Origin of the sequence: Geomonas ferrireducens, from assembly GCF_004917065.1 — a bacterium.
Lineage (GTDB): Bacteria > Desulfobacterota > Desulfuromonadia > Geobacterales > Geobacteraceae > Geomonas > Geomonas ferrireducens.
In genome coordinates, this window is record NZ_SSYA01000002.1 from 1,475,710 (window position 1) to 1,492,200 (window position 16,491).

Annotated in this window: 11 protein-coding genes; 4 read left to right on the top strand and 7 right to left on the bottom strand. The window is 64.2% G+C overall.

From position 1 onward, the window contains the following. Both E8L22_RS15320 and E8L22_RS15325 read left to right on the top strand, forming a co-directional pair. On the top strand, positions 1-966 hold the full coding sequence (locus E8L22_RS15320) for a Tim44 domain-containing protein (protein ID WP_136525974.1): 966 nt from the start codon (positions 1-3) through the stop codon (positions 964-966). A gap of 247 nt (positions 967-1,213) precedes the next feature. Then, complete coding sequence (locus E8L22_RS15325; protein WP_246044664.1) at positions 1,214-3,151, top strand: PAS domain-containing protein; 1,938 nt, start codon at positions 1,214-1,216, stop codon at positions 3,149-3,151. Between the two features lie 389 nt (positions 3,152-3,540). Here the strand turns inward: E8L22_RS15325 and E8L22_RS15330 are convergent, their stop codons facing one another. The 4 genes from E8L22_RS15330 to E8L22_RS15345 form a co-directional block, all read right to left on the bottom strand. Further along, positions 3,541-5,154, bottom strand: coding sequence for an ammonia-forming cytochrome c nitrite reductase subunit c552 (locus E8L22_RS15330; RefSeq protein WP_136525976.1), 1,614 nt, complete (start codon positions 5,152-5,154; stop codon positions 3,541-3,543). A 139-nt stretch (positions 5,155-5,293) separates the two neighbouring features. After that, positions 5,294-7,189, bottom strand: coding sequence for a methyl-accepting chemotaxis protein (locus E8L22_RS15335; RefSeq protein WP_136525977.1), 1,896 nt, complete (start codon positions 7,187-7,189; stop codon positions 5,294-5,296). Between the two features lie 321 nt (positions 7,190-7,510). Then, positions 7,511-9,151, bottom strand: coding sequence for a hybrid sensor histidine kinase/response regulator (locus tag E8L22_RS15340; RefSeq protein ID WP_136525978.1), 1,641 nt, complete (start codon positions 9,149-9,151; stop codon positions 7,511-7,513). A gap of 53 nt (positions 9,152-9,204) precedes the next feature. Further along, positions 9,205-9,591: a DUF1294 domain-containing protein gene (locus E8L22_RS15345; protein WP_136525979.1), complete on the bottom strand. Its 387-nt coding sequence runs from the start codon at positions 9,589-9,591 to the stop codon at positions 9,205-9,207. Between the two features lie 422 nt (positions 9,592-10,013). Between E8L22_RS15345 and E8L22_RS15350 the strand changes: the two genes are divergently transcribed. Further along, positions 10,014-10,409 carry a PilZ domain-containing protein gene (locus tag E8L22_RS15350; protein ID WP_136525980.1) on the top strand — a complete coding sequence of 132 codons (396 nt, stop codon included), beginning with the start codon at positions 10,014-10,016 and terminating at the stop codon, positions 10,407-10,409. Positions 10,410-10,446: 37 nt separating this feature from the next. On the opposite strand, the gene pnpS is transcribed toward E8L22_RS15350, so the two are convergent. The 3 genes from pnpS to E8L22_RS15365 form a co-directional block, all read right to left on the bottom strand. Next, positions 10,447-12,198 carry a two-component system histidine kinase PnpS gene (gene pnpS / locus E8L22_RS15355; protein WP_136525981.1) on the bottom strand — a complete coding sequence of 584 codons (1,752 nt, stop codon included), beginning with the start codon at positions 12,196-12,198 and terminating at the stop codon, positions 10,447-10,449. Further along, positions 12,195-12,875 carry a response regulator gene (locus tag E8L22_RS15360; RefSeq protein ID WP_136525982.1) on the bottom strand — a complete coding sequence of 227 codons (681 nt, stop codon included), beginning with the start codon at positions 12,873-12,875 and terminating at the stop codon, positions 12,195-12,197. Before E8L22_RS15360 ends, pnpS begins: the two co-directional genes overlap by 4 nt. 102 nt (positions 12,876-12,977) lie before the next feature. After that, positions 12,978-13,715: a ZIP family metal transporter gene (locus tag E8L22_RS15365; protein ID WP_136525983.1), complete on the bottom strand. Its 738-nt coding sequence runs from the start codon at positions 13,713-13,715 to the stop codon at positions 12,978-12,980. A 170-nt stretch (positions 13,716-13,885) separates the two neighbouring features. On the opposite strand from E8L22_RS15365, the gene E8L22_RS15370 reads away from it, so the two are divergent. After that, positions 13,886-16,489 (top strand): glycoside hydrolase family 15 protein, encoded by a 2,604-nt coding sequence (locus tag E8L22_RS15370; protein WP_136525984.1) that lies wholly within the window; start codon positions 13,886-13,888, stop codon positions 16,487-16,489. Positions 16,490-16,491: the final 2 nt, after the last annotated feature.

Genomic DNA, 16,491 nt, shown 5'->3' on the forward strand with positions numbered 1-16,491 from the left:
ATGAAACGAAAACTCGCCCAAGCCTTCGCAGTATTCGCCGCAGTCCTCATGCTGAGCGCGACGGTGCTGGAGACCAGCGCCCATGCCCGCGCCGGCGGCGGGCGTTCCACGGGTAGCCGCGGTTCCCGCAGCTATTCCGCGCCCGCTTCCTCGTACCAGCAGTCCGCCCCCTACCAGCAGCAGTACTCCCCCTCCCCCATGCCCGGCGGTATGCAGCAGCCCTCGGCAGGCGGCGGCTTTCTGCGCAGCATGGCGGGCGGCATCGCAGGCGGTCTTTTAGGCGGCATGCTCTTCAGGGGCATGGCCGGGGCCGGCGGCCCGGGATTCGGCGGCGGCGGGATCGGCCTCTTCGAAATCGTGCTTCTGGCCGGTATCGCCTACCTCATCTACCGCATGGTGAAAAGGCGCCGCAGCGAGACGCCGCTTGCCAGCGTGCCGGGCGGCTTCGGGTACGATCGCCAGCAAGGGTACGGGGGACAGCCCATCCCGGCCTCTTACCATGTCGAGGAGCCGGCGCGTGGCGACGTGCAGACCGGTCTTTCCCATCTGCGCCAGATGGACGCGGGCTTTGACGAGAACCGCTTCAAGGACCTCGTCATGGACAACTTCTTCAGGATCCAGGGTGGCTGGATGAACCGTGACCTGCAGGTACTCTCCCCGCTGCTTACGCCTGAAATGCAAGGGGTCTTCAAGGAGGACATCGAGCGGCTGTTGCGCGAAGGGCGTGTGAACCGGCTGGAAAACATCGCGGTGCGCAGCGTGGAGCTGGCCGAGGTGTGGCAGGAGGCGGGTCAGGATTACATCACCACCCTCATCTACGCGAACCTCCTCGACTACACGACCGATGAAAACGGCACCGTGGTCGCCGGGAGCAAGACCGAGCCGGTCAAGTTCGAGGAATACTGGACCTTCACGAGGCCGGTCGGCAACAACCCCTGGCGCCTCGGCGCGATAAACCAGAAATAGGAAACCGTTTCCGGCTGCGAAAAAGAACGGGCGCCTTCTGTCGAAGGCGCCCGTTCTAGTATAATACGGCCACTTACCTTGACGGCATCTCCCCCACCCCTCCCGATGTATAGCCTATTGATCACCAAGCGTTACTTTTTTTGCCGATACAGCAAGCAACCTGCTGCGCGGCGTTTTTCAGCTTAAATTAATGGAGACTATTGCCGAACAGTATCTATGCCGGCTCACACATCAAGACAGGAAGACTATGGCAAATTCACCACACAACGAGGAATTGCAACGGCTTTGCGCCGTGGTCGAACGGGCGAAACGAGACTGGGAACAGACTTTCGACGCCGTCCCCGACCTCATCACCATCATCGGCGAAGACCACTGCATCAAGCGGGTTAACCGCGCCACCGGCGATCTCCTCGGAGTCCACCCGCGCGACCTGGTTGGGAAGAAGTGCTACGAGGTGATGCACAGCTCCGACACGCTCCCACCCGGCTGCCCCGGGGCGCTCGCCATGGCATCGGGGACGGTGCAGCAGGCGGAATTCGAAGAAAAATGGCTGCAGCGCACCTTCAGCGTGACCGCCTCCCCCATCCGCGACGACGCCGGGCGCGTCACTTCGTGCGTGCATGTGGCCCGCGACGTCACCGAGCGGAAGCAAAAAGAGGATGCCCTTACCGCGAGCGAGCGTTTCCTGCGCGCCATCACCGACAACATCCCCGGGATGGTCGGTTACTGGGACCGCGAGCTGCGCTGCCGTTTCGCCAACCAGGCTTACCTGCAGTGGTTCGGCAGAAGGTCAGAAGAGATGCTCGGGATGAGCATCCAGGAGCTGCTGGGGGAGGAGCTTTACAAACAGAACGAGCCTTACCTGCTGCGGGCTCTCACCGGGGAGGTGCAGCATTTCGAGAGGACGCTCACCAGAACCGACGGCCGCGTCGGCCACACCTGGGCCCACTACATCCCCGACGTGGTCGACGGAGCGACGCGCGGCTTTTTCGTCCTCGTCACCGACGTGACCGAGCTGAAGCTTGCCGAAGAGGCGAAGGCGGAACTGGAAGCGCGGCTGCAGCAGGCGCAGAAGATGGAATCGGTGGGGAGGCTCGCCGGCGGGGTGGCCCATGACTTCAACAACCAGCTCACCGTCATCATGGCATATGCCGACATGGGGCTCGAGGCGCTCGATGCGTCGGACCCGCTTTACCCCATGCTGCAACAGATCGCCCGGGCGGCCGAGCGCTCCGCCGGCCTCACCCATCAGCTCCTCGCCTTCGCGCGCCAGCAGCCGGTCACGCCGAGGGTGCTCGACCTGAACGAGACGGTTCGGGACATGTTCAAGATGCTCAGAAGGCTCATCGGGGAGCACATCCACCTCACCTGGCGGGAGTCCGAGGAACCGTGCCGCGTGAAGATCGACCCGACGCAGGCGGACCAGATCATAGCCAACCTGTGCATCAACGCGCGCGACGCCATCGCCGATTACGGTGAGATCAGGATCGAAACGGGTACCGAGACCGTCGGCGCGGGAAGAGGCGACCGGGAGATCCTCCCGGGCGAGTATGTGTATCTTGCCGTGCGCGACAACGGCTGCGGCATGGACCAGGAAACGCTCAGGCAGATCTTCGACCCCTTCTTCACCACCAAGGAGCTGGGAAAGGGGACCGGGCTCGGGCTCTCGACGGTGTACGGCATCACGCGGCAAAACGGCGGCTTCATCGAGGTCGAGAGCAGCGCCGGACGGGGGACGCGCTTCACCATCTACCTGCCGCGCTGCCGCGAGGAGGCGAAGGTTTCCCACGCCGCAGCCACAAGGCACGACGCGGGGGGGGCGGAGACCATCCTACTCGTGGAGGACGAGCCGAGCATCCTCGGCATGGCGCGGGACCTGCTCGAACATAAGGGGTACCGGGTGCTGGCGGCGCGCTCCCCGGTCGAGGCCCTGTCCGCGGCGGAGCGATGGGAGGGGGAGATCCACCTGCTTTTGACCGACGTGATCATGAAGCAAATGAACGGGCGCGACCTCTCCCGCGAGCTCGCCGCCCGGCGCCCCGGCATCAAGTGCCTCTACATGTCAGGTTACACGGCGGACGTCATCGGGCATCACGGCGTCATGGATGACGACGTCCGCTTCATCGGCAAGCCGTTCAAGGCGACCGAGCTCGCCCGCCGGGTACGCGAGGCGCTCGACGCGTGACAAGGATGCAGGCGCCTCTTGCGTACCCCTTCAAAGGCAGGCGCGGGATCAAGGCTGCCCTTTGCATGGTTTTTCAGGCAATTACGTAAACAGGAGTCCCCTCGCACTCGAGCGATGCAAGAGCCTAACGTCCCCCCCTTTGCGAAGGGGGGACAGAGGGGATTTGCCTTGGTCTGACTGTATAACGCCTGCTGCCACAGCCATCGCGGACACTGCGTTTAGTAGATGAACAGATGAAAAACAAAGATAAAAGCAAATCCCCCCCGTCCCCCCTTCGCAAAGGGGGGAGCGTAACGCCATCAGCGACGCTTCGGGGCCACAGTGACTAAAAAAGCCCCGCCTCCACAAGGGAGACGGGGCTTTTTCGTTTCTGAGCTGCCGAGCTTCGCTTACTTCTTCGGCTCGTCCTTCTTCGCCACGGTCATGGCGTCGTTCAGGATCTTCACGCCGGCCTTGGAGGCGGCGATGGAACCGGTGAGCGACTCGCGGGCGAGGTCGGGGTTGTGGAAGCCGTCGGAATTCTCCGCGGTCCAGTACTCCCAGAGGACGTGCGCTTCCTCATGCTTCGCGCGCGCCTCGTCGAGAACGGCCGGGGAGACCCCCATCCTCTGCGCCGCGGCGTAGGTGTCGATCAGCTGACCGAGCCAGTACTCGGCCTTGCGCATCTTGCCTTTCACGTAGTTCTGCACCGCGTCGATCTCGTAAGCCTTCTTCGCCACGCTGTCCTTCGGATGGCAGCCAAGGCATGCCTCCTTCACGTGATTCTTCGGACGGATGACACCGTGGGTGGAGAACATCTTGCCGTCCTTACCCTTATGTTTGGGCATGTGGCACTGGTGGCACTGAACGCCCGCCTTGTCGTGCACGCTCCCCGCGTAGGTCTCCGTCTCCGGGTGCTGGAACTTGATCAGGCGCGCGCCGGTGATGGCGTGCTTGAAGTCGAAGAAGTTCAGCTCCTGGTAGTGCTTTAACAACTGCAGCGAGTTCTTCAGCGGGAAGTGGTTGGTGCGGATATCGTCGTACTTGACCGGCTTGCCGTCGCTCCACTGGGTGCCCGCGTTGCAGTTGTACTCGACATGGCACTGCGCACACATCATGCGGGAGTCGGTTTTCTGCATCACGCCGATCTTCCTGAAGCCGCGGAAGTCGATCACCTTCAGGTCGGTGGCGCCGTTTTTGGCGAAGATGTTACCCTTCGGGTCCTTCTCTATGGCCTGGATCAGGGCGTCGCGCACCACGCGCGGCTGGGTGCCGTGCGGGTCGTGGCAGTGCACGCAGCCGAGCGGGTTGTTGGTGTCCTTGGCCACGTCGACGACGTTGGAGCTGCGGTCCCACTTGGCGCGCGGGTCCTTGTCTCCCATGAACTTCCACTTGAGGAGGTGATCCGAGGTCTTGCACTGGATGCAGGTGGCGTTACCCGCCATGGCGGTTTCCGGGAGCTTCTTCCCGGTGTCGGTCAACACGTCCCAGGTCTTGCCGGTCGAGGTGACCCCTTTCCACCCCTCCTTGAACTGGAAGCGCCCCCCCTGGAAGCGGTCCACGGCGAACTGGTCGATGACCATGAAGGCGTGGCCGCGCGGCTCGTCATGCTCGAAGGTGAAACCGTGCCCGGCGAGAAGCTTGTCCTGCATCGGGGAGCGGCCGGTGGGGGTGCCCTTCTCCTTACGCGCCGGAGCCTCGTAGTTCACCTCGAAGAAGCTGTCGTACTGACTCTTGTGGCACTTGCCGCAGAGCGCGGCGTCGATGAGGGTGACCGGCTTGTTCTTTTCCGGGTCGCTCATGTGGGCGTCGAGCTTGTCATGACAGACCTTGCAGGAGAGCTTCGCGTGCTTGCTCCCCTCCTTGAGCGCCTTCACCTCGTCATGACAGTCGTAGCACTTGGCCCTGCCGTCGTTAGCGACCTGCACCGGCTTGCCCTTCGCAGCCACGGTCAGGGCGGGGATGGACAGAAGCGCGATGGCTCCTGCTACTGCCGCCGTCACAGCCAGATTCTTCTTGAGCATGTTTCCTCCTTTTTCAGGGTTTATGGGGAGTGATCCCTCTAGACACCTCATTGCAGCGCCTCCAGACGGAGGCGCTGGTATTCATGCACGAAACGGTCGGGAAAATATTTGACCAAAGTCAATTTTTGCCGGAATTTCCTTACAGTTTGAACCTACCCACGATGCGCTCCAGGCCGTGGGCGACCTCGGTCAACTCCCCGGCGGTCCCTTCGCTTTCGTGTGCCCCGTGGGCGGTCTGCTGCACCACGTTGGTCACGAGGTGGATGCTGGAGGAAATCTCGCCGGTGGTCGCGGTCTGCTCCTCGGCCGCCGTGGCGATCTGGTTCACCTGTGCGGTGACTTCGTCCACCTGCCCCAGGATGCGGTGCAGCGCCTCCTCGAGACGCACGGCCTCATCGACCCCGCGCTCGGTCTGCTGCACACCCTGCTCCATCGACGAGATCGCCTCGCGGGTCTCCGCCTGCATGGTCCGGATCATCTCGCCGATCTCCTTGGTGGCGCGCGTGGTCCGCTCGGCGAGCGCCCGCACCTCGTCGGCGACGACGGCGAAGCCGCGTCCCTGCTCTCCCGCCCGGGCCGCCTCGATGGCCGCGTTCAAGGCGAGGAGGTTCGTCTGGTCGGCGATATCCTCGATGGTGGCGACGATGGCGCCGATCTGTTCGCTTCTCTGCCCGAGGGACGAGATCGCCCCGGCGTTGTTCCGGGTCTGCTCGCCGCGCTCCCTGATCCCGGCAAGGGTCGCGGTGAGCACCGTGAATCCCTCCTGGGCGGTCACGGTGGCCACCTTGGAACTTTGCGCGGCGAGGTGGCAGTTGCGCGCTATGTCTGTCGCAGTTGCGGCCATCTCCTCGGCCGCCGTGGCGACCCCGACGGTCTGGGCCGCGGCCGCCTCTGCGGCGCCGGAGATGGAACCGGCGGTAGCGTTCAGGCGCTCCACGCCCCCCGAAAGCCGATGCGCCGAAGCGGCGATCTCGAGGATGATGGTGCGCATGCTGGCGATGAACCGGTTCAGCCTGCCGGCCAGCTCGCCGATCTCGTCGCTGCGGCTTCCCACCTCGATGGTGCGGGTCAAGTCCCCTTCCCCGTCGGCCAGCTCGGCCACGCGCTCGCACAAAAGGCCCAGCGGGGCGAGCAGTCTTTTCAGCACCAGGACCACCACGAAAAGGCCGGCCACCAGGAAGGCAGCGCCGATCATGGCGAGGACGAAGAACTGGCGGCGCACAGGGGCCGCGACCTCGTCACGGTCCGCGGTGACGCAGAGATACCACCCGGTCGAGGGAACGCGGGCGTAAGACATCATCTTCTGCTTTCCCTGGTAGCGGTAGGTGAACTGCCCCGTCTCCCCGCCGGAGAAGCGCCCCTCGATCCCGGCGAAGTCGGGGGAGAGCTCCTGCAGCTTCTTCTTCATCGCGAGCCCTTCGGCCGGATGGGCGAGGATCTTCCCCTTGCCGTCGCTCAAAAAGGCGTACCCGGAGGAGCCGAACTTGAGACCCAGCACCGTCTTGGTGACGAAGTCGAGGTTCACGTCGGAGCCGTAAACGCCGACCAGGGCACCCTGATCGAGGATGGGGCTCACGAAGGTGATGATCGCCTTCCCGGTGGAGGCCGCGATGTACGGGTCGGTCACCCCGGTCTTTTGCTCGGTTTTCCCCTGGGCGTACCAGGGGCGCTTGCGCGGGTCGTAGTCCGCGGGGGGCTTCCAGTCGTCCGAATAGATCACGCTACCGTCCTCGAAGCCCGGGTGCGTCTTCGAGAAGCCGCCGGCGGCGTTGTGGGTCTTGATCGCGTTGGCCGCGTATGTGGGATTTCCGTGATGAAGCGCCAGGTCCTTCGCACCGGCATCCACCACGGCGAGTTTGTCCTGGATCCAGATATTGAGGTTGGCCGCGTTGTCCTTGGCGAGGACGACCATCTTGTCCTCGAGCATGCGCGACATGATGTTGCCTGAACTGACGAAAGCGGCCGCCACGAGGGCGGTTGTTGCAATGGCAAAGACGATGACTACCGTAAGGTAAACCTTCCTTCTCAAGTTCATTGTGCTTCCTCTGTTTTGGGTGGGATGTGAATAAGGAGTTAACCCAAAAAGTTTTATCGGTAGTCACAGAAGCAACTTGAGATGTTATGAGTTTACCTTTTGCTATTGAGGTTGCAACAGTGAGAGAAAAACTTGAGGGTGATTCGTCCTATGACAGAGTAAAGGCAGCGGGATTCAGTACATTCGGCTGTTGTGACTGCATGACCGCTCGTGCGAAGCTTGACGGGAAGGGACCGCTTTTCGAATTTCCTGACGTCTTGAAGAGGCGACGAGCCGAGAAAAAAGCGCGCCGCATGCAGGGGATATTTTACAAAGGGGGGGTCAGGCGGAGGCGGGAAAGGATGAGCCGTTCAGGGTCTCCCGGATGGTCCCGAGCAATTCGTCCGGTTTGACCGGCTTTGGGAGATAGGTCCCGCTGCCGGCAAGCCCGCTCTGCGACATGACGTCGGCGGGGTAGCCGCTCATGAAGATGACCGGCAGCCCCGGGGCGAGCTGCCTTACCTTCTCGCTAAGCAGCCTGCCGTTTAGTCGCGGCATGATCACGTCGGTGAGCAGAAGCCTTACCGTGCCCGACTCCTTCTCGAACACGCGCAGCGCCTCCTCACCCTCCCTCGCCACCAGCACGCGGTAGCCGTGCTGCTCGAGGAGCATCTGCGTCATCCCCCGGACGGTCCGGTCGTCCTCGACGAGGAGGATGGTCTCGCTCCCCGTGCTCCTGGCAAAAGCGGCGGACGCCGTCCCCTGCTCCGTTTGCGCACCGCAAAGGGGGAGGTAGATGCTGAAGCTGGTGCCGGCGCCCGGCTCGCTGTTGACCCGGATCAGTCCGTTGTGCTTCCTGATGATGCCGTAGCTCGAGGAGAGGCCGAGGCCGGTCCCCTTCCCCACCTCCTTGGTGGTGAAGAAGGGCTCGAAGACCCGCGCCTGCACTTCCTTGTCCATCCCGGTCCCGTTGTCGGCGACCACGATCGCGGCGTAGCTCCCGGGCGGCAGATCCTCGTCCCGAAGTTCCACCGTCGCCGTCGTGATGCTCAGCACCCCGCCTCCGGGCATGGCGTCGCGTGCGTTCACCGCGAGGTTGATGAGGACCTGCTCCACCTGCCTGCGGTCGGCACAGATGCAAAGCGGCGCCTCGCAAAGACGCACCACCAGCTCGATCTCCTCGGTGATCAGCCGGGAGAGGCTCTTGTGCAGGTCGCCGACCACGAGGTTCACGTCCATGGCGTCCAGATGCACCTCCTGCTTGCGGCTGAAGGCAAGGAGGCTCCGGGTCATCTCGGCGGCGCGCTCCGCCGAAATCATGATCTCCCTGGCCATGGAGGCGGCTTCGCTACCCGCGCCGTTTAACTGGATGAGCGAAGCGTACCCGGCTATGACGGTGAGGATGTTGTTGAAGTCGTGGGCGATGCCGCCTGCCAGCGTGCCGATCGCCTCCATCTTCTGGGATTGCCTCAACTGCTCCTCGAGAAGCTTGTTCTCGGTGATGTCCTTGATCAGGCAGGCCGCCCGGTCGACGCGCCCGGCATCGTCGCGGATCGGTGACATGGTGACCAGAATGCTGCGCAACCCCTTGTCCGGATAGTGGTAGGTGTCCTCGTAACTCACCTCCCCTCCGGCCAGGCAGACCTCGAGCTGCGCCCTGATCCGCTCGAAGGTGGCGCTGCCGATCACCTCGGGGAGGGTTTTCCCCACCACATCGGGGAAAACGCTGCCGCGCGCCTCCAGATAGGCCCTGTTGGCCATCAGGTAGCGGTAGTCGCGGTCGAAGACGAAGATCATGTCGCCGGTGCACTCGACCGCCTTCCGGTACTCTATGAGACGTGTTTGTGCCCGCTTGAGTTCCTCGACCTTCTGCTGCAGCGTACGGTTCACGCTGACCAGCTCCTGGTACATGGAACGCTGTCCCCCCCCGGTCGGGAAGGAGAACATCCCGTATTCGGTGTTATCCAGGTGTGAAAACGGCATGCTCCCTCCACGTGGGCAACTTCATTACGGTACGGAAAACTCTGGAGTCTTACCTACGGCAGGCGCCACGTCGCCCACAAAACGCCGGTAAGTACCAGGCAGGCACAGTTCAACAGCACGGTGAGACGGTACAGGCGCAAAAAGGGCGCCTTCTGCGACTTGTGGTGCAGCAGGCGCTGCGCCATCGCGGCGCCGGGCCACCCCCCGAAAAGCGAAGCGAGGTGCAGGGTCCGCTCGCTGATCCTGCGCCGGTTGCCGCGCGCCGCATGCTTGTCGGCGGCGTAGATGAGAAAGGTCGTGAGGCTCACGGCGCTGTAAAAATAAAGTATGGGAAAGGGGATGAGGTCCAGCCGAACGAGTAGGAAGGTGAAAAGCAGAAAGACGAGAGGGAAAAGGATGGAGCGCGGACGACGCCCTCCTCTTGGGTCGGCGTTTCCCATCACCGGTAGCTCCGGACTACAGTTGCTTCTAGGTTAAGCGGCATGTGAACATCATCCGGGTTCGAGATCTCCGCAGACGATGCCACGGAGGGTGAGGCGGGTAAAGAGCGGGGCCGGGCAGGGTGTTGTACGTTTCCGTCCAGGCCAAGGTACTTATACAAGATGGCCGGACCAGATTCAAGAACTTTGTAGGAATTGTTCCTACATGGTTTGTCCGATCGAAAAAGAGTGCCTTTCAATTTAATAACTACAAAAGCAGGAAAAACCGTGGCATAATACCTGTTGCATGCTCCAAGGTCTCACCCCGGAAGAAGGTTTGACAGTCAGACGAAGACAGCGTTGCCGATTTATCTAAAGAGCATTCTGATCTTTCCGAAGATTCACAGTAGCACCGTCATCCTGTTGCCTGAGGTTTGCTGCCAATGACAGAGTTGCGACAGTTCTACAGGGCTCCATCTTCCAGAAAGGTGGAGTTGCTCCACAGCGGAGAGAGCCATGAAGGCTGCCTGGAAAACATCTCCTTCAACGGTGCCCTGATCCACCTTGGCGGCACCCTCCCGTCCCTTGCCGTCGGGACCGGCTGTCTCTTGCGCATCCACCTGGACCCGATCCCGGCGCCCCGCTCCCCTCTGCAGATCTGGACCGAGGTGGTGCACGGGCAGAACGGGCTCTTCGGCCTCAAGTTCGTGGACCACGACGCCGAGGGGAGCGAATGCATCGCGCTCCTCATGGAGTTGATCCGCGAGGAACCGGGCCAGAATGCGGACCAGTTGGACCGCATCCGCGGCTACCTCAGCGATTTCTGCGGCACCCCCTGACCGACCCGTTTCAGCTCACCCCGATCTCACCCAGCTCTCACACCGCCGGGAGGGTAAAGCTGAAGACCGATCCCCTCCCCTGCTCGCTCTCCACGCTCACCGTCCCGCAGTGCGCCTGCACGATGTGCTTCACGATGGAAAGGCCGAGCCCGGTGCCGCCGTTGTCGCGGCTTCTGGCCGCATCGACCCGGTAGAAGCGCTCGAAGAGCCGGGGGAGATCCTGCTCCGGAATGCCGATGCCGCTGTCGCGCACGAGGATGCGGACGAGCTTCCCCTCGACTGCCGCGTCCACGCTCACCGTCCCCCCCCGTTCGCTGTACTTGATGGCGTTGTCCAGAAGGTTGATGAGCACCTGTTCTAGCCTCGCGCGGTCCGCGAGGACTACCGGCGACGCGGTCCCCTCCAGGCAGGTGAGCGTGACCCCCTTCTCCTCGCCCCGCTGCGCCACGAGTAACAGCGCCCGCTCGACCGCCTCTTTGACCGGCACCCGCTGCAGGTTCAGCGCCCTTTCGCTGCTTTCGAGTTCCGAGAGGGCAAGGAGGTCGCGCACGAGGCTCGAGAGGCGCTCGGCGTGGTTCAGGATGATCTGCAGGAAGCGCTCGCCGCGCTCCGGGTCCTGCGCCAGCGCGCCGGAGAGGAGCGTCTCGGCGTACCCCTTGATCACGGTGACCGGCGTCCTCAACTCGTGGGAGACGTTCGCCACGAAGTCGCGCCGGATGCGCTCCACCCTTTTCAGCGCGCTTATGTCGTGGAAGACCGCCACGGCTCCCATGAGCGCCCCGTCCTGCAAGAGCGGCACCCAGTGCACCAGCGTCTCGGTCCCGCCGGCCAAGTTGATCTCCTGGGTCTGCTCGCGCCTTTGAGCGAGCACCTCCCGGCAGGCCGCATGCAGGTCCGGGTGGCGGCTGATCTCCAAGAGGGGACGGCCGAGCACCTGCAGACCCGTGCCGAACATAGCGCAAAAGGAGGGATTCACCAGGGTCACCACCGCGTCGCGGTCGGTCACCATCACCCCCTCGCCCATCCCCTCGAGGATGGCGTCCAGGCGCCCCTTTTCCGAGGAGAGCTCCTCGAGTTGCCGCTCGATCTTCTCTGACATCTCGTTCATGACGCGGGCGAGCTCGCCCAGCTCGTCGTTACTCTGCACGGCGACGCGGGTGCCGAATTCGCCCCGGCCGATGCGGTTGGCCGCGGCGGCAAGCCGGCTCAGCCGTCTCGAGTTGATGTTGGAAAGAAAGTAGGAGAAGAGGAGCGAGGCAAGGACGGCGAAGGCGAAGGTTGCGCCCAAGCTTCTTCTCAGGCGCTCCTTGGCGAGCTCCAGCTCGGAAAGCGGCAGGGCGAGGCGGATCACCCCTTCCTTGCCGAAGGAGGCGGCCACGTAGATCATGTCGGTGCGCAGGGTGGCGGAGTAACGGACCGAGCTGCCGATGCCGTCCTTCAACGCCTGCACCACCTCGGGACGGTGCCCGTGGTTTTCCATGCTCCCCCAGCCGGCGGGGGGGACCTCGGAATCGGCGGCGACACGGCCGTCGGCGGCGATCACGGTGACGCGGGAGCGGATCGCCCGGGAAAGCGAGGCGGTCAAGGGGGGGGCGTCGCGGTCAAGGTCCTTTATTTCCTTCAAAGCCATGAGCGACGCCGCACGCGCCTGGTCCTGAAGATGCTCGCGGGTCGCCTGGGTCATCGAGCTCTCGAGGCTCTCGGAGAGGTAGACGTAGAGCCCGGCCCCGAGGAAAAGAACGAGCGCCAGGTAGGACGCCATCAGCTTCCAGCGAAAGCCCCCTCTCATCCCTCCTCCAGCTTGTAGCCGAAGCCGCGCACCGTCTTGATCATCTCCCCGGCGCTACCTAGCTTCGTGCGCAGGCGGGTCATGTGCGTATCGACGGTGCGGGTGTCGCCGACGTAGCTGTACCCCCAGACGTTCTGCAGCAAAAGCTCACGGCTCTGCACGCGGCCGATGCGCTCGGCAAGATTCATGAGGAGCTTGAACTCCGTGGAGGTGAGGGTCACCTCCTCGCCGGCCACCTCGACCCGGTGCCCCTCGGTGTCGATGTAAAGCCCCCCCACCGATATGTTTGCGCTCTTTGTCCCCTGCTCCGTGCTGCGCCTAAGCACCGCACGCACCCGGAGCATCAGCTCGCGGGTGGAGAAGGGTTTCACCACGTAGTCGTCCGCCCCCATCTCGAAGCCGACCACCCGGTCGATCTCCTCTCCCTTGGCGGTCAGCATGATGATCGGGATCCCCGCCGTATGCTCCGCCCCCTTCAGGATGCGGCAGACCTCGGTCCCCATCATCCCCGGGAGCATCAGGTCCAGAAGGATCAGGTCGGGCCTTAGGCGCCTCGCCTCGGCGAGCCCGAGGCTGCCGTCCTCCGCGATCACGCAGCTGTACCCCTCCTTTTCCAGGTGGAAGGCCACCAGTTCGGCCAGGTCCCGTTCGTCCTCAATTACCAGTACTGTCGGCATGTTCCTCGATCCTTTCCTTACTCATCAGGGCGATTGCACCGCATATTCAACGACTGCACCGTTAAAGTCAACGACTAATGAAATCGCCCCCGCCGCGACCGGTTATTGCAGCTTGCTGAGGATAAAGGAGGCGAGAAAGCCGAGCGTCGTCACGAGCCCCACCACAGCTCCACCCTCCTCGTAGGCCTCGGGCATCATGGTGCTCGCCAGCATGGTGAGGATGGCGCCTGCCGCGAAGGCCTGGATGCCGCCGATCAGGTTACCCGAGGCATCGGCGAGAAAGAGGTAGCCGCAGAGGGAGCTCAGGGCGGAGACGACGACCACGGCGCTCCACAGGCCGAAGATGTAGGCCGCCGAGTGCCCAGCCTTCTTCATGCCGGCCGCCGCCGACAGCCCTTCCGGGATGTTGCTGAGAAAGACGGCGACCACCATCACCACGCCAACGCTCCCCCCCTTGATGAGACTCACCCCGATCGCCACCGACTCGGGGATGCCGTCCATCAGGGCGCCGATGGCGATCGCCGTCGCCGAGCCCCCCTCCTGCTGCCCCTGCGAACGCTTGCGGTGCTTACCGCCGTGCCTTTGCACCGCGACGTCGGCGCCGAAGAAGAGCACCGCACCGAGCACGAGGCCGATGGCCGCCGCGTCGAAGCCACCGCTTTCAAATGCCTCCTGCATCAGTTCGAAGGCAAGCGAGGAGATGAGCACCCCGGCACCGACGGCCATGACGATGGCGACCACCCGTTTGGAGGCCGACGCGTAGTAACCGACACCGGCGCCGACCAGGAGTGCGATCCCCCCTACGAATCCCCAAAAACCGGCCCAAAGCGCTCCGTTCATGGCTCCCCCTTCGGCGACGGCGCGGTCGCCCCTTGTGAATCCGGGAATTGTATCAGCATGTCGCGGCACGGCGCGGGGGGCAATTAAATTAGTGACGTTAAACTTTTGTCGGTTATACTGCTCCAGGTGTCGGGCTAGCGACACCCACACATCTACGCGTCGAGGCGACGATGGCCAAGAAAATCAGTGACTACGGCATCATCGGGAACCTGCAGTCGGCGGCACTTGTCGGTCAGGACGGCGCCATCGACTGGCTCTGCCTGCCGCGCCTGGACTCCCCGAGCGTCTTCGCGGCGCTCTTGGACGAGGAGCGCGGCGGCACCTTTTCGGTCACGCCGGAGGGAGAATGGGATTCCCTTCTTTCCTACGAGGAGGACAGCAACGTCCTGGTCGGGAGATTCCGCACCCGTGACGGCAGCTACACCCTCACCGACTTCCTCACCATCCCCGAACCGGATGCCGCAGGCGGGGAGCGCGACTTCGTGCTCCTGCGCCTCATCAAGGTGGAGCGGGGGACGGTCGACGTCCGGGTCCGCTTCGCCCCGCGCTTCGACTACGGCAGGACCGTTCCGGAGTTTGCCCACTTCCCCGGGCGCGGCGTGGTTGCCGCGGCGGGGGGGGCGTGCCTCGCCCTCTCCTCTACGCGCTCCCTGACCGTGCACGCCGGGGAAGCCGCGGGGATCTGGAAACTTCGGGCCGGGGAGCGGGCCGTGCTCCGCCTGCACTACGGCGCGCGCGAGCCCGATCCACTTCCCGAGGGGCGCGCCGAACACCTCCTGGTGCAAACGCTCGCCTTCTGGCGCGACTGGCTGCACGAAAGCGGCACCGGCTTCTACAACGAGCTGGGTCAGCACCGCGTGCCGGTGATCCGCTCGCTGCTGACGCTGAAGCTCCTCTGCTTCGAGCCGCAGGGGACCATGGCGGCCGCCGCCACCACCTCGCTTCCCGAGGAGATCGGCGGGGTGCGCAACTGGGATTACCGCTACTCATGGGTGCGCGACACCTGCATGGCGCTTACCGCGATGTTCGAGGTGGGACACGTCGAGGAGGTGCAGGGGTACCTAGACTGGCTGGAGCAGGTGATCAGGAAGGGAAGGCGCAACGAACTGCAGGTGATGTACCGCATGGACGGCTCCTCGGACCTTGCGGAATCGTCGCTGCCGCATCTGCGCGGCTACCGCGAGTCGCGGCCGGTGCGGGTGGGAAACCTCGCCGCCCGGCAGAAGCAGTTCAGCATCTACGGTCACGTGCTGATCGCCGCCCATCTCGTCGCGAGCAGAAACCGCGGTATCGATCCGGAACTCTGGCACGGGCTGACGCTCATGTGCGACTTCGCCCGGGACCACTGGCGCGAGCCGGACTCGAGCATCTGGGAAATGCGCGGCGGGACGCGCCACTTCGTCCACTCCAAGGCGATGTGCTGGGTCACCCTGGACCGCGGGCTGCGCATCGCGCGGCACCTGGGGCTTCAGGCGGGCGCCGGGTGGGAAGAGCCGCTAAAGGAGATCAGGGACGAGGTGTTTGCCCGCGGCTGGAGTCCCCGCCTGCAGTCCTTCGTGCTCAACTACGACGGCGAACTCCTCGATGCAAGCGCCCTCCTCATGTCGATAAACGACTTCATCGCATACGACGATCCGAAGATGCTCGCCACCGTCGACGCCCTGCGCCGCGATCTCGCCCTGGACGGTTTCCTCTACCGCTACCATGGTGACGACGGCCTCCCGGGCCGGGACGCCACCTTCCTCGCCTGCACCCTCTGGCTCGTCACGAACCTCGCCAAACAGGGGGAGATCGAGGAGGCCGACCTGCTCCTCTCCCTGGTGGACCAGGTGGGGGGACACCGGCACCTCCTCGCCGAGGAGTACGACCCGAGGTGGCAGGAGCAGCTCGGCAACTTCCCGCAGGCCTTCAGCCACGAGGCGTACCTCGTCGCGGCGACCGCGGTGGCGAACGCGCGGGCCGACGAGCGGAGAAAGCCGCTCAACGAGCAGGCGCTCGCCCCTGCCCCCTCCGGCGGACCCGCGCCGGAGGCCGAGGAGATAGCGGCCCTTGCCGCCGAAGCGGCCGCCGCGTTGGCCTCCCCCCATCCCGACTACCGGCCCCTCACCGAAAGCGGGATGCAGGAGCGCCTCACCGCGCTACTCTCACGCCTGGCGGTTTTTCCCCTGGAAGGCCTGACGGCAAGGGAGGAGCAGATCTCCTTCTGGTGCAACCTGCACACCCTGCTCGTTCTTTACGGCATCCTCTCCCTCGGGGTGCGCAGCTCGGTACAGGAGGTAGCGCGCTTCTACCGCAGGGTCGGGTGCCGCATCGGGAGGGAAGAGTACAGCGCGGAGGTGGTGCTGCACGGCATCCTGCGCGGCAACCGTCCGGCACCCGGGCGGCTCATCTCACCGCTCCCACCGGGCGACCCGCGCCTTGCCCACGCGATCCGTCCCGGCGACCCGCGCGTTCTTTGCGCCGTCTTCACCGGCACGGTCTCCTCCCCCGCCATCACCGTTTTGTCACCGCGCTCCCTGGATAGCGACCTGGACGCCGCGGTCCGGCGCTACCTGGAGCGCGAGGCGCACTTCGATCTCGCCGGGAGAAGGATCGTCCTGCCGCGTCTTTTCCGCTGGTACGACGACCTGGGAAGAACCGAGCACGACGTGGCCGTGTTCGCGGCGGGCTTCGCCGCGGAAAAGATCGCGCAGGAGATCAGGGAGCACCCGGAATCCTTCCGCCTTGAGTACGCGCCGTACGACTGGCGGCTGTCCCGCAATGAGGGGGAATAGAG

Excerpts from the sequence above, each read along its gene's own strand:
- E8L22_RS15320 (WP_136525974.1), top strand. The coding sequence starts at position 1 with ATGAAACGAAAACTCGCCCAAGCCTTCGCAGTATTCGCCGCAGTCCTC.
- E8L22_RS15325 (WP_246044664.1), top strand. The coding sequence starts at position 1,214 with ATGGCAAATTCACCACACAACGAGGAATTGCAACGGCTTTGCGCCGTG.
- E8L22_RS15330 (WP_136525976.1), bottom strand. The coding sequence starts at position 5,154 with ATGCTCAAGAAGAATCTGGCTGTGACGGCGGCAGTAGCAGGAGCCATC.
- E8L22_RS15335 (WP_136525977.1), bottom strand. The coding sequence starts at position 7,189 with ATGAACTTGAGAAGGAAGGTTTACCTTACGGTAGTCATCGTCTTTGCC.
- E8L22_RS15340 (WP_136525978.1), bottom strand. The coding sequence starts at position 9,151 with ATGCCGTTTTCACACCTGGATAACACCGAATACGGGATGTTCTCCTTC.
- E8L22_RS15345 (WP_136525979.1), bottom strand. The coding sequence starts at position 9,591 with ATGGGAAACGCCGACCCAAGAGGAGGGCGTCGTCCGCGCTCCATCCTT.
- E8L22_RS15350 (WP_136525980.1), top strand. The coding sequence starts at position 10,014 with ATGACAGAGTTGCGACAGTTCTACAGGGCTCCATCTTCCAGAAAGGTG.
- pnpS (WP_136525981.1), bottom strand. The coding sequence starts at position 12,198 with ATGAGAGGGGGCTTTCGCTGGAAGCTGATGGCGTCCTACCTGGCGCTC.
- E8L22_RS15360 (WP_136525982.1), bottom strand. The coding sequence starts at position 12,875 with ATGCCGACAGTACTGGTAATTGAGGACGAACGGGACCTGGCCGAACTG.
- E8L22_RS15365 (WP_136525983.1), bottom strand. The coding sequence starts at position 13,715 with ATGAACGGAGCGCTTTGGGCCGGTTTTTGGGGATTCGTAGGGGGGATC.
- E8L22_RS15370 (WP_136525984.1), top strand. The coding sequence starts at position 13,886 with ATGGCCAAGAAAATCAGTGACTACGGCATCATCGGGAACCTGCAGTCG.